Origin of the sequence: Bacillus sp. FSL E2-8868 (genome assembly GCF_038005505.1) — a bacterium.
GTDB lineage: Bacteria > Bacillota > Bacilli > Bacillales > Bacillaceae_G > Bacillus_A > Bacillus_A mycoides.
Genome location: NZ_JBBOTI010000001.1, coordinates 1,326,781 through 1,350,484, shown reverse-complemented (window position 1 = coordinate 1,350,484; position 23,704 = coordinate 1,326,781). Strand labels below are relative to the sequence as shown.

Sequence of the window (23,704 nt, the reverse complement as noted above, 5' to 3'; positions counted from 1 at the left end):
TAGATAATAAATTATCTACCCTTTTTTGTCTATATATTATTTAACTTTACCCAAAACTAAAGAGCCTTAATAATACGTTCCATCGCCTTCATTTGCCCAATATGGTCTGCTTCATGATAAAGCATCATACCGTATAGCTCTCCTACTGTTTCCAATCCTAGGAATGGCTCTGGAAGTTTATTTTCAAATGCTTCTGCTGGAATTTCTTGAATGCGCTTCGCTTGTTCTTTTAATTGAACCGTTAACACTTCTAATGATGGCCCTTCTGTTTTCCATTTAGATGGTCTTGAACCATATCCAAACATACCTGGATATTCAGTTGGTAATTGTTTGAATTCTTTTCCAAACATGAAAACTTCTGCCGCCGTTAACACGTGACCGATATGCCAGCGAATTGTATTGTTAAAGCCCTCCGGCTGCGTATCCGCAGTTTTGTCATCTAACGTTTCCATAAATTGAAGTAATGCCCCACGCGTTATTTCAAATTGTTTTAAACCAATTATTCTATTCATTTTATCGTCTCCTTTTTTATGTACAATTTATTATGAACTAAGGATGTTAAACTTATTAAAGTTTCACCTTGTTTAATCTATCAGAAACAATTAAAAAATACATCTAATATGCTTACTGAAAACAATAAAAAAGGACCACTCCTCATAAATATAGAAATACTTACTGCACAAATATTACAGTAAACAAAAGAGGAGTGTAATTACATGTTACATGTTTTAAAACAACAATATAATCTTATTAGTTCTACAAGGGAACATCTATTTACATTTTTGGAAGAAATTCCACGAGAAAAATTGCACAGCACAGTTCCTAATTTCGGAAGTGGCAGCATTTTAAAAACCCATATTCATGTAGCTGATTGCTACCGATACTGGCTTGGATCATTCGCATTCAAGCAAAAACGAGCAGATTTTTCATTCGCTAGTGATTATGAAATTGAGCATGCAGATGTCGAGAAAGTTCGTGCTAGATTTAAGTTAGTCGATGAGGTTGTAATGCGTTTTTTAGATGAATACAATGACCGTTGGCTCGAAAATATAGCAAATGAAGTAAAATGGAAAAAAGAACCTTGGAGCACAACTCCGTTATGGCTTTTAACTCATGCGGAAACACATGAATTTCATCATAAAGGTCAAATTGTATCCATGGCTCGTCACCTCGGATACACTCCTCCTGACACAGACCTTAGTTAATTAATTACTGCAACTGAACTTAATAAAGTGAAGGCTAATAATCAGTGGGGGCTTTGTTCGTCCTCCACTGATTATTAGCCTTCACCAATCGGGCGTTTACGGGCAGTTGATCTCCCACCTAACTTCTTTGCTCCAGCCAAATTTTAAGGTGGGAGTCTTACTGCCCACAAATAGCGGGATAAACACAAAAAAGAAAGAGTACGTTTTGATTAATCTATTTCAAAACATGCTCTTTCTTTCCGTAAATAAGTTAATCGTTTATTATATTAATTCCTCACTTATAACACCCGTTAATTAAAAGACTCCCTCGTCACCTCAATAAATTGCTGCAGTGGCGCTGTCATCCATTTATCTTTATGCCAAGCAATTTGCGTATAGATCGGAGTGATTGTATTCTTTAAGACTAATTCCTTTATCGTTCCCTCTCGTATATCTTTTTCTACTACTATTGCTGGCAAAACTGCTATACCTAAATCTGCAATAACGCATTGTTTAATTGCCTCGACACTAACAAATTCAATCTTATTTGCTGGGTATACATCTTCCGCACGGAATAACTCTTCAAATAAAGTCCGATACGAGCAACCTAGTTCTGTTAGTAAAAGTGTTTCGCTTTCTAAATCTTTTGTAGAAACGGAAGGTTGTTCAAGTAAACGATGCGTAGGAGCAGCTACTACTTTTAATTCTTCTTTCATAAGTGGCTCCACATGTAAAACATCCTCTGTTTTACATTCGTCCAAAATAAATACAAGATCTACTTTCCCCTCCATCAATTGTTCCTTCGCATCTTTATTGGAATGTGCAGGTTTAAATATAAGCTTTATTTGGGGAAATTGTGCTTTAAATTTCTTTAATATAGATGGAAGCCTATATGTACATTGACTTTCTTGTGCACCGATTATTAACGTACCCGCTATTTCCTCATCATCTTTCACAGCCATTTTCGCTTCGTTACTGAGTGCAATCATCTTATCAGCATATAGTTGAAACTTCCTGCCTGCTTCAGTTAAGAAAAGACGTTTTCCTAATCTTTCAAATAATGGCGTACCGAGCTCAGCCTCTAACGTTTTAATTTGCGCCGTTACGCTCGATTGTGCAAAGTTTAATTTCTTCGCAGTTTGTGTAAAGTTCAAAGTCTCTGCAGCTATTTTAAATGTAATTAATTGTTTTATCTCCATTTATCATCCCTCTTTTCAATCGATATTTCCGATTGATTTTATCGAAATAATCCTCTTTGCCTATTGATATTTGTATTGTATGATAAAGAACATCGACAAACAATATAAATGGAGGTATTCCATATGAAAGCACTTTGTTTCGAAGCATTCGGAGACGCTGATGTACTACAATATAAAGAAATACATGATCCAATCATAAATCCAAATGAAGTTCTTGTTCGCATGCAAGCAATCGGTTTAAATTTCGCTGATATTTATAGACGCCGCGGCGATTATCATCTCGCTGGTAACCCGCCTTATATATTAGGTTATGAAGGCGCTGGTATTGTTGAAAAAGTAGGAGCTAACGTTACTACTATCAATCCCGGAGACCACATTGCATTTGCTGACGTTCCATTCTCAAATGCAGAATTAGTTGCCGTTCCATCTGAAAAAGCAATTACACTTCCAGACTCTATTTCTTTTGAAACAGCCGCTTCTGTCTTATTGCAAGGTCTAACAGCACATTATTTAACGAAAGATAGCTATCAAATAAAACAAGGCGATATAGTTTTAGTACACGCTGCAGCTGGTGGCGTTGGTCAACTTCTCGTTCAAACGATTAAACTACAGGGCGGAAAAGTAATCGGTCTTACATCATCAAAAGAAAAAGCACAAGTAGCCACGTTAGCTGGTGCTGATCACGTATTTTTATATACTGAAGCATGGCATACGAAAGTACTTGAATTAACTAATGGTGCCGGAGTAAATGTTGTGTATGAATCCGTAGGTTCTACATTAGAAGAAAGCTTTAAAGCGACTAAAGTTGGTGGTACTGTCGTATTTTACGGAATGGCTGGCGGTAATCCAACGCCTGTAGATCCACGTATGCTTATGGATACTTCAAAGACTTTAACCGGCGGAGATCTCTGGAATGTGCTTACGACTCACGAAGAGCGAAAAGAGCGTTCCTCTCAATTATTCGAATGGATTACAACTGGAAAACTAAACATTGCAAGTCCTACTACATTCTCTTTACAAGATGGTGCTCTTGCACATGAATTATTAGAGAGCCGAAAAAGTACTGGGAAGATTTTATTAACCCCATAATTTACAAAATAAGAAAGGGAAGCTAGATTTTCTAGCTTCCCTTTCTTATTTCTATTTGAGATATAATTATATTTCCACACTTTCTTTCCCTTTTGCAACATAACTCATATCTCCAACAGACTCGACTGTGTATGTTCCATCTTGATATACAATCTTCGTCACACTAGCATTTTCCACTCCAAGTTTTGTTTTACTACTGTCTAACATTTCTATTAAGGCAGTAATCAAAAGCCCATGAACGACAACTAGAACGTTGCCACCTCCATTTTTAGCAGCTTCTTCACTAATTTTATCAATCTCTGTTTTTATGCGAGTAGAAAATAATTCCCAATCTTCCGCCTGTTTCGTAGGGTCTGCTGCTCTAATAAGATTAATCACTTCTTGAATAGAAAACTTCATGAGTTCTTCTGGAGATGCAACGCCCGCAGCTTTTCCAACCACATCCCACATATTTTCAAGTTTTTCACCTTCAAAAATACCAAAATTTAATTCTCGTAAATCTTTTCTTTTCTCAAGTTTCAATTTTGATTGCTCACTATATTTTAATACTAAATTAGCAGTTTCAATCGCTCGACCGCTATCACTACTATACGCATTCGCAAAATGAACATCTTTTAATCCCGTTCCTAAATTAGAGGCAACTTCCACACCTTTTTCTACTAACGGAGAGTCTGCCCAACCTTGCGCGCGATGATTCGCATTTAATATTGTTTTACCGTGTCTTGTAACATATAACGTAACTACATTCTCATTGCTATCTGTTTCTCGATTCTTCATCATATTCTCTCCCTTTACATTTCTATATCAATTTTACCATCTCAATTATTCATTGAGCAAAATATACGTAAGTAGATCTGCTTAATAAAAAAAGCTATCTTTCTGTATATCCCTACAAAAAGATAGCATCTTTTATGATTACATTTCTTAATCGATTCTCCTACTCAGCAAAAGCACTCGAATACTGTACAACCCCTTCTACACCTTCAAGAGCATTTTCTGTTAATTCCATTACCATAAACACTTCTTCAGGCACTTCAAATGGTGCTTTTATATTCCACTCACTTGCTTTTTTAAATCCGAATTTCGGATAGTACTCTGGATGTCCTAATACTACAACTGACCCGTATCCAAGTTCTTTCGCTTTTTCTAACGCAGCTCCAATAAGCTTTCCACCAATTCCTTTCTTCTGATGGCTTGGTGCTACTGAAACTGGTGCAAGTGCTAATGAATCTACAGTAGTCCCATCTTGTTCTATTGTAATTTTCGATAACATAATATGCCCGACTATTTCCTCATCTACTGCAACGATTGATAATTCAGGAATAAACGCGTCACATTCTCTAATACGTTTTACAAGTTCATGTTCCTTTTTATCACTAAATTCTTCATTTAAAAATGCCTCTTTTACAACTTCTTCTGTCTTTCTATAATCATTTTTTTGTTCTTGTCTAATCGTTACCATTCTATATTATCCTCTATTCTTTCTTATTTCTTTTTCAATTTTACGAAGCGCTTTTTTCGATCCGCGCTCAATATCGTGTTGCATTTTTCTTTCTTTATAATCAACAAATAGTGTATTTAAATCATATCCTTCTGGGTATAATTCTTTCGCCGCTACCTCTAAAGTAATACGTTTCACATTCACTTCAACGAATTCACCGTTATAATATACAACGACATTATAGAAATTATCTTTTTCCTTATATACAATCCCGAAATCGTTATGATCTAACAAATTCACACGGTCGCCGATTTTATATTCATAGTCATTTTCTCTTTTTTCTTGCACCATTTTCGGTTTTCTAATCTTACTTTCATTCACTTTTTCTATAGCGTATTCTTTATTTCCCATATACTCTTTCGCTCTTTGCAGTACATGTTCTCTCACATTCATTTTATTCGCAATCCAAAGCGCATTACTTTCACCTGATTTACCGATCACTAATTTATAAAGTGGCTCTAGTGTTTCACTATTAAATTGCATTGCTGCGTTCATAAAATCATCGTGCATTTCTGAAAAGCGTTTAATTTCACCGTAATGCGTACTCGCAATTGTAATACATCCCGCAAGATAAAATTCTTCTAAAATAGATATCGCAAGCGCCGCACCTTCATTCGGTTCTGTACCGCTTCCTATTTCGTCAAATAACAGTAACGTATTATTATTTGACATCCTCATAATTTCAGAAAGATTTTTCATATGAGATGAAAATGTACTTAGTGCATTTTCGATACTTTGGTTATCACCAATGTCTACAAATACATTTTCGAAAATAGCAATTTCCGTTTCTTTATCTCCAGCGATGTGAAGGCCTGACATTGTCGCTAATGTTAACAATCCAATTGTTTTTAGCACAATTGTTTTCCCGCCTGCATTCGGCCCAGTAATAATTAAACTACGGTATTCTTGACCGATTTCAAAGTTTAATGGTACTACTTTTCCACTTAAAAGCGGATGCTTACAATTCATTAAATGAATGTAGCCATGATCGTTTAATTTCGGCTCTATTCCATCGATTGATTTACTAAACTTCGCTTTCGCAAATACCATATCATATTGGCTAATTAGTTCCATATTAATTTTTATATGATAAATATTTTCTAATACCATTCCTGATAAAGTCGCTAAAATTTGATACTCTTCCATCGCTTCTTCTGCTTTCCAACTTGCGAGTTCCGTATTTAACTTTGTAACCGTATGCGGTTCTATAAATACAGTTGAACCTTTAGCGGAAGCTTCAACTATACTTCCCGCAACTTGATTTTTATAAGAAGATTTAATTGGAATCGTATACCTATCGTCCTTCTTACTAATAAAGAATTCCTGAATATATTTCTTATTTGCACTACTATTTAAAAACTTCGTTAAACGTTCTTTTATTTTTCCGTCTACAGAATCAATGTTATTTCGAATTCGTTTTAACTCTTTACTCGCAGCTGCATCAATGCTATTTCCTTTAATTGAAAAGTTAATTTCCTCTTCAATACTTTTATATTCAGTCATTGAATTCGCATAAGAAGCTAATACTGGCGCAAAAAATTCTTTATCTAACATAAAATTTTTAATCTTTCTACAGCCACGTAAAAAGTCTGAAACACTTACTAACTCTGCTGGATCTAAAATCATCCCTTTTTCTAATTTTTGAATTGTACTAGCGATATTAGAAATTCCGAAGAAAGGCACATGCCCTTCTGCATCTACTATAGCTCGTGCTTCTGTCGTTTCATTCAAGCGATTCCTCACTACTTTTATACTCGTACTCGGCTCTAATTTATTTAATAGTTCTTTACCTAATCCACTTACACAATAAGATTTCACTATATCCTTTAATTCGTTATATTGTAACTTTTCAAAAGTCATCGTATTCATTTTGTTTCTCCTCACTATGATTGGTTTTTATCATCAATGAAGATACCTACTCATTAGATTCCAATGAGTTCTACATTATTCAATTATCATTTTTATACATTAAAAACATATACAAAAAAGCTGCGGGGATACCGCAGCTTTTACATTTACAAGGCATGTGTAATAACATATGAGAAAATAAGCCATAAAAACAAATGGCAATCCCCTTATTACACGCTTTATAAAGTATTGTAGGTATCTTCATAGGTTTCGAAATAAATGCATGACAAAATTAGGGGTATGATATACATAAAAATCCCCTGGTCTTATCCGATTTATTTCATTAAATTTTTCCTATTTAGTACCTACCGCACTCACAAAAAGCACCTCTCATTAATTTATATTTTATGTTCATTGAAATCTAATTTATTGAAATCATCATACTATATGTTTTGTAATAAGTAAAGATGTCAGACTTTTGCCCTTCACACCTGAGGAAGGACAATTTTTTCGGATAATGCTTTTTTCACTTTGTAGACTGTAAAACTTTCATATAATCAACCTTTTTCTCAAGGGTCTTTTTCGCATCTTCAGCCGTTACTATATAATCTACAGCAATATTTTGAAATACATCTTTATTAGTATTTGGCAGCTGAATCGTTATATCTTCTACACTACTTTTACTATTTTCAATCGTTTTATTAAATTCCTGAATACTTCTTGCAACCTCCGCTAATGTTTCCATATGTACAGGATTATTTACATCTAAAACAGTATTACTTCTAAAAACTACCGTATAATACTGCTGTAAATTTTTCTTCGCTATTTCTTTCTCAGCATTCTTATCGGAAACATTATCCCCAGTCTGCATTTGATCAAAAGTAAGTATAGTGTTATTCTCTTTTTCTCCATAGTATGTATTAAATTTCTTTTGTAAATCATATGTTTTCTTTTTCATTTTATAATTGTCATTATTTACTTCTGGAGAGATTTGTCCATCAAAATAAAGTTGAAATTGCAAATGCGGTTCATCGACTTGCTGCACAGAAGCTATCCGCCCCTTTGGACCAAGGAAATCCTTTCCGTTATCCAGTGTTTCAACTCCGTTTAATTTAACAGACATACCATATTCCGCTTTTGTATAATTTTGTGCTTTTTGTTCAATTTCTTCATCCGATATATCACATGATGTTAATAGTAATAAACTAAAAACTATGCTATATTTCATTTTTGTTTTTTTCATATCGCCTCTCCTTTTGCTACTACTTCCTATACAGAAATACCCTTAAAAATTTTAAATTACGATTTATATAAAGAACTTCCTCTAATAACCGCTACATCAAATTGTCTTCGCTGACTTGAATAATAAAAACTCATCATCTTGCTTTAGAAAAAACTAATAACCACAAGTGTAAAAACACCCATTTGTTATCACTTTACACTTATAGTGTATTTTTACACTATAATCATTTTATCGTAAAGCAAATATAACATCTATTAAAATCACGTTAAAAACATACTAATACTTAGTTCTATAGCAATCACAGTACGGTTTTTATCGTATCCAATTTTAAAGTAGCAACTTTAATTTCGTTGTAGAATAATTAAATAAGCGCCTCCGCTATTGCGAATGTCATTTACTTTCCCTAATACATTTAATAATTATGACAAGCAATCATAGGAGGTTACTATATGAGCAAAGAAAATATTATTTTACATGGACCTGCTCTTGAACCAAATTTAATTGGCCCCACACTCCCACCAATTCCACCATTTACATTCCCAACCGGACCTACTGGAATCACAGGACCTACCGGTGCGACAGGTTTTACTGGAATTGGAATAACTGGTCCCACTGGGATTATAGGACCTACTGGAATTGGAATAACTGGTCCTACTGGTGTTACAGGAATTACTGGAATCGGAATAACTGGTCCTACCGGCGCTACTGGAATTGGAATAACCGGTCCCACTGGAGCGACCGGTTTAGGAATTCTCCCGGTATTTGGAACAATAACTTCTGAAGTAGGTATCGGTTTTTCAGCAGTAGTTAATACAAATGTTAATTTGACAATTCCAGGACCTGTTAGTGGAACTACTCTAACCCCAGTAGACAACTCCATTACAATTGATACCACTGGTGTGTACTCTGTATCTTTTTCAATTGTATTTGTGATACAAGCTATTTCGTCTAGTATATTAAACCTTACAATAAATGATTCCATTCAATTCGCCATTGAAACACGAGTTGGTGGTGGTTCTGGGGTAAGAACTACATCCGCTAGAACTGATCTATTACCTTTAAACCAAGGAGATGTCCTTCGAGTACGAATAAGAGAAGCCACGGGTGACATTATTTATTCCAATGCATCTCTTGTTGTTTCAAAAGTCGACTAGTTCATTTATTAAAATAAAGATTTAGGAATGATAACAATGTAAAAAGAAGAGGAAACTTATATTTCAGTCTACCTCTTCTTTTCATCACCAATTTACTGCTGAACATATATGGAAACCGAGCCTCCATTTACATGGAACTGCCCCCATCCATCTTTATTAATTGTTACAGTATTTGTTTGATTACCCGTAATATCGTACCATACTTCCCCAGCGTTATTCTTTCCAACATCCATCCACTTTGATCCTCCTGGTCCGTCTGAGAGTAATGTCGCTAAACCAGAATTAGCATGTACACCATCACCTTCTCTTGTCCAGCCAATCACATCTGGATGGTCTAAATAATCACGCTGCGTACCATATGCAAAGTTTTTTCGTGCCGTCAAAATTGGATCAATTTTATCTTTTAACGCTGGAATTTCATAACTACTATTTCCGTTTGTTCCATAGTAATCACCATAGAAAACTGAAGGATAGCCCTCTGCACGAGTTAAAATAAATGCATATGCCAACGGTTTAAACCACGAGCTTACTACAGATTCCAATGACTGTCCAGGCTGTGAATCATGATTCTCAACGAGAGTAACTGCGAGTGCAGGGTGATTTTTCATTACTGTTCCATTTAAAATATTTCTCATATCATAATTCCCATTTCCTGTTGAAGCATAATGAAAATTGTAATGAAGCGGTGCATCAAACACAGATTGATTATAATTGACTTTCGCTAAATAATTGTTTAAAGCCTGAACATCATTTTGCCAATATTCAGCTACTGTAAACATTTCTTTCCCCGTTTGCTGTCTGGCATGATTTACCCAATCGCGTAAATATTCATGATCAATATGTTTAACAGCGTCCAAACGAAAGCCATCTAAATTTAATTCATTCGCATACCAAGTTCCCCAATTTTTCATCTCATTCGCAACATCAGGATGATCAAAATCAAGATCTGCATACATCAAATAATCATAATTCCCATTCTCGCTAGACACTTCCGAGTCCCACGCTTTACCTACACCCCAAAATTTATAAATTCGATTTAATTTCCTTCCTTCATCCCAATCCGTTCCGTCAAAATGATACCATTTCCATTTGAAATTAGAATAAGCATCTCCGCGCCCTGGAAAATTAAACCCCGTCCATGCACTAATTTGATAATCACCTGATACTTCAATATTTCGATTGTTACGGTCTACCTCAACAGCTGTTACAGTTTCAGTATAATCTGCTCCACCTTTATGATTCATAACTACATCACCGTATACGTCGATGTTTTGCTTATGTAAAGCGTCAATTGCAGATTTCAACTGTGCTTTTGTCCCATATTTCGTCCGCACCGTTCCTTTTTGATTGAATTCCCCCAAATCATATAAATCATACGCTCCATACCCTACATCATTTTGTGAAGTCCCTTTATATGCAGGTGGTATCCATACAGATGTAATTCCTTTATGAGCTAAATTTTCAGCATCAGAACGCAAACGATTCCAATGATTCCCATCATTCGGAGCGTACCACTCAAAATACTGCATTAATGTTCCATTGTTCACTGTTGCTGCTTCTGCCTTGTTTCCCTCATATATATTAGGAAAAAGCAAAATAAACAATAAACAGACTACCGTAATCCTTTTCAACATATTTACACCATCCCCTTTAAGAAAACGTTTGCATAATTCGTTAAAATTATTATAATATTCGTTCTACAGTTAGTAAAGTAACAATCTTTTAATCTCTAACATTATTTTTCAAAATATGAATTCAACTATTCCACAAGTACCCCACATAGTTTAAAATTCACATCGGATTCAAAATTGTTTACAATTTATCTATAAAAGCATAACGGAGGGATTTCTATGACCGACTTTCAAAAACAATTTTTCGCAAGATTAAATATAGAAGAAAAACACAAAGTTTCATTTGAAGATTTACCTAACATTATGTACGCAATGTCACAATCTGTCCCTTTTGAAAACTTAAATATTCTCGAAAACAACTTTAAAGAAATATCAAAAGAAAATCTAAAAGAAAAAATTTTAATAAACAACCGTGGCGGCCTTTGTTATGAACTCAATCCGGCTATGTATTACTTCCTTAAAGACTCTAAATTCGATGTCCATCTCGTTTCAGGAACAGTTTATAACGCTACAAATTCTATATGGGCTGTAGATTCAGGGCATATCGCAACTGTTTTACAACATCATAATGAACTTTACTTAATTGAAGTAGGTTTCGGATCATATTTACCCCTTTCCCCTGTTCCTTTCTCAGGTGAGATCGTTCATTCTGTAACAGGCGACTATCGTATTCGTAAAGAAACGACTGAAAAAGGTAATTATATTTTAGAAATGCGTAAAAGCAATGAGTTTCTAGATCAATCTTCTACTGATGATTGGACAGTAGGTTATGCATTTTACTTGGAAAAAGTGGATGAAACGAAAGCAAATGCAGCACAAAAAATTATTGTTGAACATGAAGGTTCACCATTTAACAAAGTACCTCTTGTTGTAAAACTTACTCATGACGGGCACGCATCATTAACAAAAGATAGCCTTACAGTAACGAAAAATAGAAATAAAACAAAAGAAACAATTACAAAAGAGCAATATACAAACCTCCTTCATTCAACGTTCGGCATTACATTATAACTTTTAAAGCCTCGCCATTCTCGGCAAGGCTTTTTATTTTCCAGCAGGGATTTTTTGCAATTTGTTGTATTTCATAGTTATATAGGAATATAACTACATATTTAGAAAGGAAATGATTATGACAGAACTTAAAGATCGACTACAAGTAGCTGATAAAGAAAAATGGGATTTAACGGATATTTACCATACAATTGAAGATTGGGAAAGCGATTTTCATAAAATTGAAGTATTAACGAATGAATTACACAAGTTTAATGGAAATATTCACGATGGCAATAGTTTATTAGCTTATTTAACAAAGAGTGAAGAAATATCTAGCATAATATCTTTAATGTTTGCTTATGCACGATTACAATCCGATCTTGACACACGCGATACTGACGCTCAATCCCTTGTCGATAAAGTATCACAATTACACGTGAAAGTAAGTGCGGCTAAATCTTTCTTTTCCCCATTCTTACTTAGTGTAGATGAAAATACATTACATTCTTACATAGAAGAAACAGAAGGCTTACACTATTATAAAGAAGACTTATTTGAGCTATACCGTTATAAAAAACACGTTTTGAATAAAGACCAAGAAGAGATTTTATCACAAATGGGTGAAGCACTCTCCTCCCCGCAGCATACATTTGGCATGTTAAATAATGCAGATATAATTTTTGGTGAAGTGACTACTGATGATGGAGAAAAAGTAAACTTAACACGCGGAATGTATTCAAAGCTAATAGAAGATGAGAATCGTGAGAAACGTGAAGAAGCCTATAAAGCTTATTACAAACCATACGTTCAATTAAAGAATTCTATCGCTTCTACTTTGTCCGCAGCTATTAAAAACAATGTTACTGTCTCAAAGCTACGAAAATATCCATCAGCTTTAGAAAAATCATTATTTGGCGACATGGTTCCGAAAGAAGTATATGAAAATTTAATTGAGACAACGAAAAAAAACATTCAATCATTACATACGTATAATGAACTTAGAAAAGAAAAATTAAATGTAGATGAACTACGACAATACGACTTGAGTGTTGATTTAGTAAAAGGTGTAAAACAAGACATTCCATACGACGAAGCGTTTGATATAATGATCGCGTCACTAGCTCCTTTAGGTAAAGAATATATCGAAACATTAAAAAACTTTAAAGATAAACGCTATATAGACGTGAGAGAAACACCAGGAAAACGTTCTGGTGCTTATAATTTTGGTGTATACGGTGTTCATCCTTTCATTCTTTTAAATCATCATGATGATTTAAATAGCCTTTTCACCCTTACTCATGAGTGCGGGCACGGTATGCATACGCATTACTCACACGGATACCAACCAAGAATTTCTGCACACTATACTATCTTTGTTGCAGAAGTCGCTTCTACAGTAAATGAAGTGTTATTAATTCATTATTTATTAAAAGAAGCAAAAGAAACGAACGTACGTAATCATTTAATTAACTACTTTATCGATAGCTTTAAAGGTACTTTCTTTACACAAATCATGTTTGCAGAATTTGAAAAAATCACACATGAAATGGCCGAACAAGGTAAACCATTAAATGCCAAAGTCTTTAGTGAAATTTACGAAAACTTATTTAGAGAATATAATGGCGACTCCCTCGTATTTGACGAGGAAGTAAAATATGGCTGGTCTAGAATCCCTCATTTCTACCGTCCATTTTACGTATACAAATACGCAACTGGATTCGCTTCTGCCATCCAAATCGCCGATAAATTATTAAGCGGTGATCCAAATGCTCAGAAAAACTATATTGAATTCCTTAAAGGCGGAAGTTCTGACTATCCATTAAACCTACTGAAAAAAGCTGGCGTTGATTTAACTACACCAGAACCGATTGAAAGTGCATTAAATCGATTCACCCAACTTGTTGAAGAGTTTTCAGCATTATAAAAAGCATGCAGAGTATATACTCTGCATGCTTTTTTCATTTCGGTTACTTTATACTAAATGTTGCTGCGTCACACAATGAATCATACCACCATACGCATACAGTTCATTTACATAAACACCGACAATTCTTCTTCCTGGAAACTGCCCTTCAATGATTTGAAGCCCTAACTTGTCATGTTCATCACCATATATAGGAACTAATACAACTTCATTTCCAATATAAAAGTTCAAATACGAGCCCTTACAGTCTGCCTCTTTTACCACTTTTCTTGTTACAGGTACTGGGATGAGCTGAAATGGATTTCCATCTATATTTCTCGCTTGTCGCAATTCTTGATAATGCTTTTCCTGCGCCTCCAAAAGGTAGGATTCACTCTCCCCAAAAGGATCATATTCATAAAGAATTGTATTTTCATTTACAAAACGTGCTGCCCCATCAATATGGTAATCCGTATCTTCATCATAATTATCCTCACCGCGAATGCCCGTTATCCATATAAAATTCGTGACCCCCAAATGCTTCGTTAACTCTATTTCAATCTCTTCCTGACTTAGTGTAGGATTTCGATTTTCATTTATAATAGAAGTTTTTGCCGCCATTAAGGTGCCATTTCCATTTATCTCTATTCCTCCACCTTCTATACAAACACTAGATTTAACTTTTGGAATGCTATACATTTCACTTATTTTTTCCGGAATAACAGCATCATTTTCATACGGATATTTATCTCCCCAACCATTAAAAATCCAGTGCGTTAAGCAGAGATTGCCTTCCGTATCTTTTACAAAGATCGGTCCATTATCTCTTATCCACACGTCATCCGTCTCTTGAACTAAGAAATCAATTTTATCCATATCCACTTTCGCTTCCATTAACTTCGATTGGACATGTACTTTTTCTTCCTCATCATATACAACAATATGCACATTTTCACCGTAATGAAGCTCCTTTGCCATCGTTACCCAAATATCATCTAGCTTAGCTTTGTAACCTTCACCTCTATGAGCTTTATCATGAGGCCATTGGAGCCATGTCCCCTCATGCTTTTCCCACTCAGCTGGCATATAAAACAAACTATTTTCCATATTTCTCATACATGTTCACCCCTTCTTCGAATGTAAGTTCAGTCTAAACTTTGACATCGTGTTAAGGTCAACAAGAATATATTCATTTACTTGTAACTACTTTATAAGGTGTCTCTTTATTTCTCTTTGTGATACACTACTTCTCCTTGTAAAACCGTCACTAAAACTTTCGCATTCGGAATCTTATCGACACTCATTTTAGTGATATCTTCATTTAGTAATACCATATCGGCTGATTTACCTACTTCAATTGAACCAGTAACATTATCAAGGCCTAATGCTTTGGCGGGCTTAATCGTATAAGCATCAATAGCTGCATATATATCAGATAAGCCTTTCTCTTCAATACTTAATGCATTCGAAATTGTCACAAGTGGATTTAGTTCATTTACATCCCAATCACTACTAAGCGATACATTTGCTCCTGTTTTCCAAATTCGCCCTAACGGCATAATTCGTTTCATCTGTTGATTTGTAAAATACGCACTTGCCCAGCTTTGTTTAGGATCTTCTGCAAAATCATGACCTACTTGAAAATCAGCGCTAATACCTAACTTAGCAAAACGATTTATATCACTATCTTCTACCATTTCCACATGTGTAAGCGTATAAGGTTGATTCGCCCCTTCTTTTTTCGCTGCTTCAATTGCATTTAAACTTTCTCTTACTCCGCCATCTCCAATTGTGTGGATGAGTGCACCGTAACCAATTTTATTGAGTTCACTCAACCACCACTTCATTTTTTCTTCTGGAATATAGTTCAAACCGTACGGTGTTCCCTTAAACCACTCAAATTTATATTTTTCTAGTATTTTAGCTGTGCTGTTAATGCTAATTCCATCACTATACATTTTCACTTGATTAATAAGCATTCGAGATGATACATCATCACGCTTAATTTTTTTGAAATACTCCATTTGTTCTGCTTCATTTAAGTTCGGATATACCCACGGACGAAGTACTACTCGCGATGTTAACTTTTTCTCATCATTTACTTTATTCCAAACACCTAACCAGCCTCGTTTCCAATAGAGACGTCCATCGCCGACTGTAGTAATTCCATTCTTCGCAACCTCATCTAAACCGTCTAACAAACCTTCATAATTTTTTTCAAAGAGATTAGGCTGAGAATTCCATGCTTTTTCCATCACGATATCCCCAGCTGTATCATACAGAATTCCAAAAGGTTCTCCTGTCTCTGGATCCCGGATGATTCTTCCGCCTTGCGGATCTTTCGTCTCTTTATTTATTCCTGCTGATTCCAATGCCTTTGAGTTAACCCATACAGAATGAGAGGTTCTTTCCATAATTAATACCGGGTTATTAGGAAATAGCTCATCAAGAACTTGTAATGGGGTTTGATGTTCTGATTTTTCATCCATATCTTTTAACAGCTCTTCCAAACTGAACCCTGTTCCACTTATCCATTCCCCTGTCTTTATATCTTTTTTACAAGCTTTTAAATACGATCGTTGTTCTTGCAGCGCAGCATCTGGTGAGACACTACAATTCCCTGCTGCTGGTGATTTCGCCTCAAATATATGATTATGATTGTCCACAAAACCAGGGAGAATAAAACGTCCTTGTAAATCCACCACTTTCGTATCTTCATTTATAAATCCTTCTACATCTTTGTTTGAACCAACAAATGTAATTTCCCCTTCTTTAACGGCTACAGCCTCTACAATGTCTTGCTTGTCATTTGAAGTATAGATTGTACCATTTTTAAACACTACATTTTTTGGCAACCGATTAGGTAGAACGAAGCTACCATTCTCACCTTCTCCTACTCCAGGAGTACACGCTGAAACCCATGTCATGCTTAGAATCAGACAAATAATCGTGATTGTTCTTTTCATATTCTTTCTCCTTTTTATTATGATGAATTACTTACATAAATAGAATAAGGATTGACATAATGTTAATGTCAATCCTTATTCTCAGTCTATTTTCATAACTAAAAAACAAATTTGTGTCACATACTCCTCTACTAAACAATCACATTCAGGTCCCTTTATGTAGACCTCATATGGTGAACCATCTATTACATAACCATTTCTTTCAATCCATTTTTCTAACGCAATATAAGCGTAGCCTATATAGTCATAACTTCCATAATGCATAGTAGTAACGATTTGATGTGGATTTAATTTTTTTATTTCATATTCTTGTACTACATCTTTATTGTTCCCATGCATGACCGGAATCCTTAATTCAACATCACTTTTATTTGGAATATACTCTTCATCATAAAAGACCGTAGAGGGCGAACCAACCATTTGTAAGTTATGCTTTTGTACTTTTTCATATAAGTCATAAAAATAATCATCCATATCATCTATATTTATTTGCAGTCTTTGAGCAATTACCGTCATTTCATTTCTCATTCCAATTAATATATCGTAACTTCTATGGCGAGCAATATTTAAACCATGATTCATATTTACCATTTCATTCATTTCTGAAATAACCTGTAAATTTTGTTTCACCTCATGAGACAACTCTATAATTTGCGATTGCATATGTTTAATAAATGAATCTTGATCTGATGATTGAAGAATTATTTTAATTTTCGGTAAAGGGAACTTGTACTCTCTTAGCTTTTTAATTTTCAACGCTATTTCTAACTGCCCTTGCTCATAATATCTATACCCATTTTCTGGGTTCACATATGCTGGTTTCAATATTTCCTCTTTATCATAATGCCTTAACATTCGTGTACTCATTTTACAAATCCGTGAAAATTCAGTAATTGTATACATATAAATACCCCTTGAATACATTTTCTTATATATAAGCTTATTTATTAAAACCAATCAAATATTTTTCTGATTGAAGAACCTTCATTCTGATCGTTCAGCCTTTTCATTTTTGGAGGTAACAAATGACTAGGACAATACCACGTTAAACAATTCATCGCGCCTCCCATTGTCGATATTTCTCCTACATGACTTTGAATAACTTGTTTCTCAGTATGCTGTTGAATATATCGTAAAACTTCCTCATCTTTAGCTAATCCAAACTTAGGAACGTAAAGCGTATCACATGTTTCTAACATATTTATATATAAACCTTTTGCTGACGCTATCTCTTCATCGTATTGCCCCTTCTCTGTATATGACGAAGGAACAACTATAAATTCAGCCTCTGGCATTTGCTCTTGAATAATCTCTTGAACCTTATATCTAAATTCATGATCCCCTAAAAAATCACTAATAAACATTGTATGTTCATCAATAAATTTAACCATCCCGTCTGCGTGTGCAAGTACATCTCCCTCTTCAGCAGGAATAATAATAACCCGACTCACATCTAAATCCCATTCCAGTTGCTCTATAATTTCTTCTTCCGTCCAATCATAATTATCATCAAATATGCGTTCCGTTAATATAACGGTATCTTTTTTATTCCAAATAAGATTTCCACCGTCTAATATCAATGGAGATGTCACAAATTCAAAGTCGTTTTTTTTCAACCATTTATTAAATTGTTGATCTAAATATCGTCCTTGATCTTTCGGTAAATAATTCGGTTGATATTTGAATTTGACTAGATGATTTGTTACAACTGGTGCAACATCTCTTAGCCAAATATCATCATACTCAAAAAAGTTTGTATGAAAGTCTTGCTCTTCAACAGATAAAGATATAAGTTGATCGGTAAATGCTTTATTTGCATTTAAGTATTCATTAAAATAAATAATGTCTTCATAAAATGGTCGATAATATTCATTCGATTCATCTGGTATTGCAGTAAAAATAATGCCACTATGTTTTTGTTCCATATTACTTACCTCGCTTTTTAATAATGATTGAATAACTGTTTTCAATAAGCCAACTATTCCCCAATTCATTTCTCTTTTCATTACAATTTTTGAAACGTGCACATTTCATGAATGGATTATAGCACGGAGAAATATTATATATTTATATAAAAAATATAAAGACGTCGTTAAGCCGTAAACTGACTCTTGACAAGATTTTTAAATTTTGATCGTCGTACACAATGAAGGATTAGATGACTTTTTTATCAAGATTCAAATCCATTATTTCTAATAGAGCGTTTTGATTATATAAATTCACTAAATGCGTTTCTACCCCAATGCAAATCCCTTCTAGCGGAAGATCGTTTGGATCTTGACCAAATGGATCCTCAATTTCAACTCCTATTGCTTCAATCCCTATAAATGCAAAACTTATAAACGTAGTTGCAAGTACTGTAAACCATCCAAGACTATCAACAAGACCAATCGATAAAGTCCCGCAAAATATGAGCAGTAAAATTTTAATATGAGCAAAATATGCAAAAGGAATAGGCGTTGTTTTGATCCGATCACATCCACCCACAGCCGTAAGCAGAGTATTCAAATCAGCTTCCATATTAATTATTGCATTTGGGTGAATTTGACCCGTTTTCAAACCTTTTGATAGTATAGTTTTTAACATAAAAACTATACTAATCGGTAAATGAATAGACTCAGCCAACATTTCTTTTTCCTTCTCAGAACAAATATCAAACAATGCTTTTATTTCGGATAAATCTTTTTCGTCTCTCAAATGTCCTTTCGCTATCTTTGGAAAAGCAATTAACAAATGTAAAAATTTTAATTTTTCCTGATCCGTCTTTTTCCCTTCAGACTCCCAATAACATAAAAAACTAACTGCCAAATTTCTAGTACAAGCACCAACCGTTCCAAATAACTTTCTACCTTCCCAATACCTATCATAGGCAGTGTTAGTACGAAAAACTAACAGTAGACCTAAAGCTCCTCCAACAATTACCCAAGGAGTTTGATTAATTTTTATTTCTACATAATAATAATTAATCACAGTTACTATCGTTGAAATACATATATATAATAAAATTTGCGGGAAAATATCTCTTACAACCGTTCCTTTTAATGTAAATATTTGATGTAAACTATTTTGATTATTGTAATGAACCATACTTACAAAAACCTCTTTCCTTATTAACCTTTTATTCTTTTAAATTATGAAAGTATACAATTAAATAGCAGAATCATAAACCCTATTATTATAAAACTGGTTAAGATTATTTCTTTCAATACTGTTACTCCTTTTTACCAAAAGATAAAACATCTTTTTTGATTTAAACAACAAACGTTCACTCTTCTAAATCACGACGCATTATTTTAGAATTTGCAATGAATAAAGCACTAATTAATACAAGAATCGCGCAAGCATATACCAATGAATCCATTGGACTATCATGGTCTATAATAATTAGACGAACAATAGCCGTAATACCTATATATATAAAATACCGTAATGGAAAATGAAAGTTCATTTGAAAATACTTTATAATCATTACGATGAATTCAAAATATAAAAAGAATACGACAATGCTATCAATTAAATGATAACTAGATTCCTCACCACTCAATTTCAGTTCTTGTATAAATTGAATGACTTCTTTCATAAGAAACACACTTAAAACAATTCCCAAACAGATCAAAGCTACATTTATAATGTACTGTAGAACGATAGGGAAAAATGAAAATACTCTTTTTGAATTCTTCAACACAAACATTTTTCTCCTTTTCCATATAAAACAATAATGACAATATATTTTTATTTAATTATCATTACATTAAAATTATACATTCCAATCTTATTACAGATGTTAAAACAAGACAAAATAAGTAAAGTTAGCATTTCACCTATTTTGTCTATAAAGCAACATAACGAAACTATAATCGATTACTTCAATTGAATCGGTTGTTGCTGTGTCACACAATGGATCATTCCGCCATTTTTATAAAGCTCTCTCACATCAATTCCCACTACTTTACGATCCGGGTATAATTTCTGAATCGTATCGTTTGCGATTTTGTCATTTGGATCATTATAGTTAGGCACCAATATAACTGTATTCCCAACATAATAATTGATATACGACCCCTTATAATCTAGAGTTTTTCCACCTTCTAAAGTAACTTTATCTTTACTAAGCGGTAAGTATTCGTACTTATATTTCTGTCCTGAAGCATTTTTTGCATCTAACAATTTATCCATATCTTTGTTTGACAAGCCCCATTCAGCCAAGTCATCTTCTGCCATCGTTACGATTGTAGATTTATCATGGAATTTAGCAAATCCATCAATATGAAAATCAGTAATATCTAAATTAGGCACTCCATCTAACCAAATAAAGTTTGTCACCCCAAGGTCACTTATATATTTTTCAATTTCCGCTTCTGATAAATCAGGATTTCTATTTTTATTCGTTACTGCGCTTCGAGTTAATAAAGCAGTCCCATTGCTGTCTAATTCAATTGCGCCACCTTCAAGGACAAATTTCCCCCAATCAATTCTTTCAATCCCTAATTGTTTACTAACATTCTCACGTATACGGGCATCATTTTTATATGGAGTTTTCTTTCCCCAACCATTAAATGCTGGATCTAATATTTTCAGATTTTTATTATTGTCATAAACAAAAATCGGTCCACTATCTCTTGCCCACACATCATCAGTAGGAGCGATAAAGAAATCAACTTTATCCATATTCAGCCCTTTATCTATTAAAAGCTTATTGATTCGCTCTTTCTCTTCCTCATCATATGCAACAATGTGGACTTTTTCACCCTCAGTTAAAGCACTTGCCATCTTAATCCAAATAGGTTCAACTTCTTGTTTATACTCTTGACCATATGTGTATTCATGAGGCCATTGTAGCCATGTACCTTCATGTTTATCTTTTTCATCCGGCATCGTATATTTTCCAGCGTTTTTCTGTACCTCTACTTTTTTATCCTCTTTCTCTTTCCCTTTGGCATTTTCATTATTCCCTTCAAAAGAACATCCACTAATAATCGTTGTAGATAATGTAGCTATTAAACAAAACTTTACTATTTTTTTCATTTTTCAACCTCCTGTTCATGTCTACAATACTGTAAGGCTTAACATAGTGTGAAGCTCAAGCTTTTTCATCAATGTAAAAATTACCAATTATTCTTCCGCATGATAATCACATAATTTCAATACAAATAGATGACATTCACAAAATACACTTCCTATATTTAACATCCATATCATTTAACTTCCTTCATAAATTTATTCTAATACTAATCCCCTCTCATACATGCTTGTTCACTAAATAAAAAAATCGGTATTGATAATTTTATATCAATACCGATTTTCAAATAATTATTTTCCTTCTATTAAATCATTCGCTAATTTCCTAAACTCTTGATTAAATGTATCATTCATACCATTTTGTACGTTAGAGAATAATATTACAAACGTTCTTTTATCCCAGTTAAAATTATTAAAAGTGTTCCAGCCAGCTAATACACCGTGGTTATGATAATAATCTGGGTAAATATAGAAGCTAAATCCATATTTTCTCGCAGGTGATACTGTAAACATATCTGATAAGCTTTGTTTAGAAATCAGCTTTCCATCCATAATAGCCTCATCTAATCTTTTCATATCATCAACGGTCGTATACATTTCACCACAACCATACAGCCAGTTCATTTTTAAGCGGGGTGTAGCTATTAACTCATTATCTTTTTTCGTGTAACCTTCTGCTAAGAAAATATCTTCAGGGAGAGTTGCACCCATACCAGATTCATTCATTTCAACAGGAGTAAAAATGTTTTCTTTCACATATTCAGCAAGCGGTTTATTCGATATCTTTTCTACAATATACGCAAGTACCATATAATTATAATCTGTATATTTCCATCCTGTCCCTGCAGGAAATTGCAACTTTTGCGCTCCAATCCACGTTACTAACTTTAAACGTGATGCCGCATCAACACTACCTTGTCCCTGATCTGGTAACCCGGACGTATGTGTTAACAAATTTCGTAACGTAATGTTTTTATCTGCTGGAAACGATGGAATATACTTATTTACATTGTCTTCAATATTCAATTTCCCTTTTTCTCTTAGCTGTAATATAGATATTGCAACTACTGTTTTCGTTATGGAACCGATGCGATATTTTGTTCTTGGCGTTGTTAAAACTTTATCTTTTACATTCGCATACCCGTAGCCTTTTCGTAAAACCACATTATTTTTATCCGTTACGAGAACCGTCCCGTTAAATCCTTTATCTTTTAAATATTGATCGAGTTTCGTTGCTGCAATATCATAACGTTTTTGCTGATTCGCATCAACTTTCGGTTGAACATTTCCAACTTTATCCTCAAAATTTGAAAATGCCTTCAAACTGTATTTCTTTTCTTTATTTGCATGTATGAGTGCAGCGACACTCCCACAAAAAATAGCAAAAACAAAGAAAGCGATTAACCATTTCTTAAACATATGGGAACCCTCTTTTATCTAGTTTCACTTTATACTTTTCCATTCTATTCTATATCTTTTAGTTTTTAAATATCTTATAATCTATCTACTCTATTATTCCTCATAGTAAACTAGATTCCTTTTTCTAACGTTCAAATTTTAACTACTCTCTATTGTAGTTCTTTTTTACAAAATTTCCACCTTACAATCGGATACATCCAACTTTAATTTTAATTTTTTATGTAACATTCGTTACATATTAACAAGAATGGAGGCGTTAATTTGAAAAAGACCGATAAGCGCAATCGTTTAGATGATATGATGTTTCATTATCGAGTAACAAAAAACAATATAGTTTCAATTGAATATTACGGAAAACAGATTATGATTTTAAAAGGAAATGATGCTGAAAAATTTTTAAACAAAATAAATCAGGCAAGTAACGAAAAAGAAAAACAGCTTATTATGGCCAAAATTACAGGTAATTTCAAAAGAGGAAATGAGCGTTAATGAAAACGAATCTCATTTATAACTTGATTATACAACATATTAAAAAAGAAATGTCACTCCCACGAC

At 33.9% G+C, this 23,704-nt stretch carries 21 protein-coding genes; 6 read left to right on the top strand and 15 right to left on the bottom strand.

Annotated elements, in window-relative coordinates; all coding sequences use genetic code 11:
• Window positions 1-56: 56 nt before the first annotated feature.
• Entirely contained in the window at window positions 57-512 is a 456-nt protein-coding gene (locus tag NSS74_RS07065) for a DinB family protein (RefSeq protein ID WP_002033453.1), read from the bottom strand.
• Window positions 513-716: 204 nt separating this feature from the next.
• Between NSS74_RS07065 and NSS74_RS07060 the strand changes: the two genes are divergently transcribed.
• The gene (locus tag NSS74_RS07060; protein WP_002142608.1) at window positions 717-1,205 is read left to right on the top strand and encodes a DinB family protein; all 489 of its coding nucleotides are present in this window, start codon (window positions 717-719) and stop codon (window positions 1,203-1,205) included.
• A gap of 290 nt (window positions 1,206-1,495) precedes the next feature.
• On the opposite strand, the gene NSS74_RS07055 is transcribed toward NSS74_RS07060, so the two are convergent.
• Window positions 1,496-2,383, bottom strand: coding sequence for a LysR family transcriptional regulator (locus NSS74_RS07055; protein ID WP_002033449.1), 888 nt, complete (start codon window positions 2,381-2,383; stop codon window positions 1,496-1,498).
• A 123-nt stretch (window positions 2,384-2,506) separates the two neighbouring features.
• On the opposite strand from NSS74_RS07055, the gene NSS74_RS07050 reads away from it, so the two are divergent.
• On the top strand, window positions 2,507-3,472 hold the full coding sequence (locus NSS74_RS07050; RefSeq protein ID WP_340813331.1) for a quinone oxidoreductase family protein: 966 nt from the start codon (window positions 2,507-2,509) through the stop codon (window positions 3,470-3,472).
• 66 nt (window positions 3,473-3,538) lie between these two features.
• Here the strand turns inward: NSS74_RS07050 and NSS74_RS07045 are convergent, their stop codons facing one another.
• From NSS74_RS07045 to NSS74_RS07030, 4 genes are all read right to left on the bottom strand, one after another.
• Entirely contained in the window at window positions 3,539-4,249 is a 711-nt protein-coding gene (locus NSS74_RS07045; protein ID WP_033709337.1) for a histidine phosphatase family protein, read from the bottom strand.
• 160 nt (window positions 4,250-4,409) lie between these two features.
• A complete protein-coding gene (locus NSS74_RS07040; protein ID WP_002142610.1) occupies window positions 4,410-4,934 on the bottom strand; it encodes a GNAT family N-acetyltransferase in 525 nt (174 codons plus the stop codon).
• Window positions 4,935-4,940: 6 nt separating this feature from the next.
• Window positions 4,941-6,842: an endonuclease MutS2 gene (locus NSS74_RS07035; RefSeq protein WP_002033444.1), complete on the bottom strand. Its 1,902-nt coding sequence runs from the start codon at window positions 6,840-6,842 to the stop codon at window positions 4,941-4,943.
• 505 nt (window positions 6,843-7,347) lie between these two features.
• Entirely contained in the window at window positions 7,348-8,064 is a 717-nt protein-coding gene (locus NSS74_RS07030; protein ID WP_340813329.1) for a hypothetical protein, read from the bottom strand.
• Between the two features lie 449 nt (window positions 8,065-8,513).
• Between NSS74_RS07030 and NSS74_RS07025 the strand changes: the two genes are divergently transcribed.
• Window positions 8,514-9,218 (top strand): exosporium leader peptide-containing protein, encoded by a 705-nt coding sequence (locus NSS74_RS07025; protein ID WP_002142612.1) that lies wholly within the window; start codon window positions 8,514-8,516, stop codon window positions 9,216-9,218.
• A 92-nt stretch (window positions 9,219-9,310) separates the two neighbouring features.
• On the opposite strand, the gene amyS is transcribed toward NSS74_RS07025, so the two are convergent.
• A complete protein-coding gene (amyS, locus tag NSS74_RS07020; protein ID WP_002142613.1) occupies window positions 9,311-10,852 on the bottom strand; it encodes an alpha-amylase in 1,542 nt (513 codons plus the stop codon).
• Window positions 10,853-11,068: 216 nt separating this feature from the next.
• On the opposite strand from amyS, the gene NSS74_RS07015 reads away from it, so the two are divergent.
• On the top strand, window positions 11,069-11,860 hold the full coding sequence (locus NSS74_RS07015) for an arylamine N-acetyltransferase family protein (RefSeq protein WP_159146952.1): 792 nt from the start codon (window positions 11,069-11,071) through the stop codon (window positions 11,858-11,860).
• A 118-nt stretch (window positions 11,861-11,978) separates the two neighbouring features.
• Window positions 11,979-13,766, top strand: coding sequence for an oligoendopeptidase F (gene pepF, locus NSS74_RS07010; RefSeq protein ID WP_002142615.1), 1,788 nt, complete (start codon window positions 11,979-11,981; stop codon window positions 13,764-13,766).
• A 48-nt stretch (window positions 13,767-13,814) separates the two neighbouring features.
• On the opposite strand, the gene NSS74_RS07005 is transcribed toward pepF, so the two are convergent.
• The 8 genes from NSS74_RS07005 to NSS74_RS06970 form a co-directional block, all read right to left on the bottom strand.
• Window positions 13,815-14,861, bottom strand: coding sequence for an agmatine deiminase family protein (locus NSS74_RS07005; protein WP_002142616.1), 1,047 nt, complete (start codon window positions 14,859-14,861; stop codon window positions 13,815-13,817).
• Window positions 14,862-14,968: 107 nt separating this feature from the next.
• Window positions 14,969-16,711 carry an amidohydrolase gene (locus NSS74_RS07000; protein WP_340813327.1) on the bottom strand — a complete coding sequence of 581 codons (1,743 nt, stop codon included), beginning with the start codon at window positions 16,709-16,711 and terminating at the stop codon, window positions 14,969-14,971.
• 81 nt (window positions 16,712-16,792) lie between these two features.
• Entirely contained in the window at window positions 16,793-17,614 is an 822-nt protein-coding gene (locus NSS74_RS06995) for a MerR family transcriptional regulator (protein WP_002142618.1), read from the bottom strand.
• A 44-nt stretch (window positions 17,615-17,658) separates the two neighbouring features.
• Entirely contained in the window at window positions 17,659-18,636 is a 978-nt protein-coding gene (locus NSS74_RS06990) for an agmatine deiminase family protein (RefSeq protein ID WP_002142619.1), read from the bottom strand.
• 229 nt (window positions 18,637-18,865) lie between these two features.
• Window positions 18,866-19,798: a bestrophin family protein gene (locus tag NSS74_RS06985; RefSeq protein WP_340813326.1), complete on the bottom strand. Its 933-nt coding sequence runs from the start codon at window positions 19,796-19,798 to the stop codon at window positions 18,866-18,868.
• A gap of 178 nt (window positions 19,799-19,976) precedes the next feature.
• A complete protein-coding gene (gene psiE, locus NSS74_RS06980) occupies window positions 19,977-20,396 on the bottom strand; it encodes a phosphate-starvation-inducible protein PsiE (protein ID WP_002142628.1) in 420 nt (139 codons plus the stop codon).
• A gap of 176 nt (window positions 20,397-20,572) precedes the next feature.
• A complete protein-coding gene (locus NSS74_RS06975) occupies window positions 20,573-21,736 on the bottom strand; it encodes an agmatine deiminase family protein (protein ID WP_002142629.1) in 1,164 nt (387 codons plus the stop codon).
• 285 nt (window positions 21,737-22,021) lie between these two features.
• A complete protein-coding gene (locus NSS74_RS06970) occupies window positions 22,022-23,149 on the bottom strand; it encodes a serine hydrolase domain-containing protein (protein ID WP_002142630.1) in 1,128 nt (375 codons plus the stop codon).
• Between the two features lie 261 nt (window positions 23,150-23,410).
• Between NSS74_RS06970 and NSS74_RS06965 the strand changes: the two genes are divergently transcribed.
• Window positions 23,411-23,638 (top strand): hypothetical protein, encoded by a 228-nt coding sequence (locus NSS74_RS06965; protein WP_002142631.1) that lies wholly within the window; start codon window positions 23,411-23,413, stop codon window positions 23,636-23,638.
• Window positions 23,639-23,704 lie beyond the last annotated feature (66 nt).

Excerpts from the sequence above, each read along its gene's own strand:
- NSS74_RS06995 (WP_002142618.1), bottom strand. The coding sequence starts at position 17,614 with ATGTATACAATTACTGAATTTTCACGGATTTGTAAAATGAGTACACGA.
- NSS74_RS06970 (WP_002142630.1), bottom strand. The coding sequence starts at position 23,149 with ATGTTTAAGAAATGGTTAATCGCTTTCTTTGTTTTTGCTATTTTTTGT.
- pepF (WP_002142615.1), top strand. The coding sequence starts at position 11,979 with ATGACAGAACTTAAAGATCGACTACAAGTAGCTGATAAAGAAAAATGG.
- NSS74_RS07055 (WP_002033449.1), bottom strand. The coding sequence starts at position 2,383 with ATGGAGATAAAACAATTAATTACATTTAAAATAGCTGCAGAGACTTTG.
- NSS74_RS07065 (WP_002033453.1), bottom strand. The coding sequence starts at position 512 with ATGAATAGAATAATTGGTTTAAAACAATTTGAAATAACGCGTGGGGCA.
- NSS74_RS06985 (WP_340813326.1), bottom strand. The coding sequence starts at position 19,798 with ATGGTTCATTACAATAATCAAAATAGTTTACATCAAATATTTACATTA.
- NSS74_RS07040 (WP_002142610.1), bottom strand. The coding sequence starts at position 4,934 with ATGGTAACGATTAGACAAGAACAAAAAAATGATTATAGAAAGACAGAA.
- NSS74_RS07030 (WP_340813329.1), bottom strand. The coding sequence starts at position 8,064 with ATGAAAAAAACAAAAATGAAATATAGCATAGTTTTTAGTTTATTACTA.
- amyS (WP_002142613.1), bottom strand. The coding sequence starts at position 10,852 with ATGTTGAAAAGGATTACGGTAGTCTGTTTATTGTTTATTTTGCTTTTT.
- NSS74_RS07000 (WP_340813327.1), bottom strand. The coding sequence starts at position 16,711 with ATGAAAAGAACAATCACGATTATTTGTCTGATTCTAAGCATGACATGG.
- NSS74_RS07045 (WP_033709337.1), bottom strand. The coding sequence starts at position 4,249 with ATGAAGAATCGAGAAACAGATAGCAATGAGAATGTAGTTACGTTATAT.
- NSS74_RS07060 (WP_002142608.1), top strand. The coding sequence starts at position 717 with ATGTTACATGTTTTAAAACAACAATATAATCTTATTAGTTCTACAAGG.
- NSS74_RS07050 (WP_340813331.1), top strand. The coding sequence starts at position 2,507 with ATGAAAGCACTTTGTTTCGAAGCATTCGGAGACGCTGATGTACTACAA.
- NSS74_RS07015 (WP_159146952.1), top strand. The coding sequence starts at position 11,069 with ATGACCGACTTTCAAAAACAATTTTTCGCAAGATTAAATATAGAAGAA.
- NSS74_RS06990 (WP_002142619.1), bottom strand. The coding sequence starts at position 18,636 with ATGGAACAAAAACATAGTGGCATTATTTTTACTGCAATACCAGATGAA.
- NSS74_RS06975 (WP_002142629.1), bottom strand. The coding sequence starts at position 21,736 with ATGAAAAAAATAGTAAAGTTTTGTTTAATAGCTACATTATCTACAACG.
- NSS74_RS07035 (WP_002033444.1), bottom strand. The coding sequence starts at position 6,842 with ATGAATACGATGACTTTTGAAAAGTTACAATATAACGAATTAAAGGAT.
- NSS74_RS07005 (WP_002142616.1), bottom strand. The coding sequence starts at position 14,861 with ATGAGAAATATGGAAAATAGTTTGTTTTATATGCCAGCTGAGTGGGAA.
- NSS74_RS07025 (WP_002142612.1), top strand. The coding sequence starts at position 8,514 with ATGAGCAAAGAAAATATTATTTTACATGGACCTGCTCTTGAACCAAAT.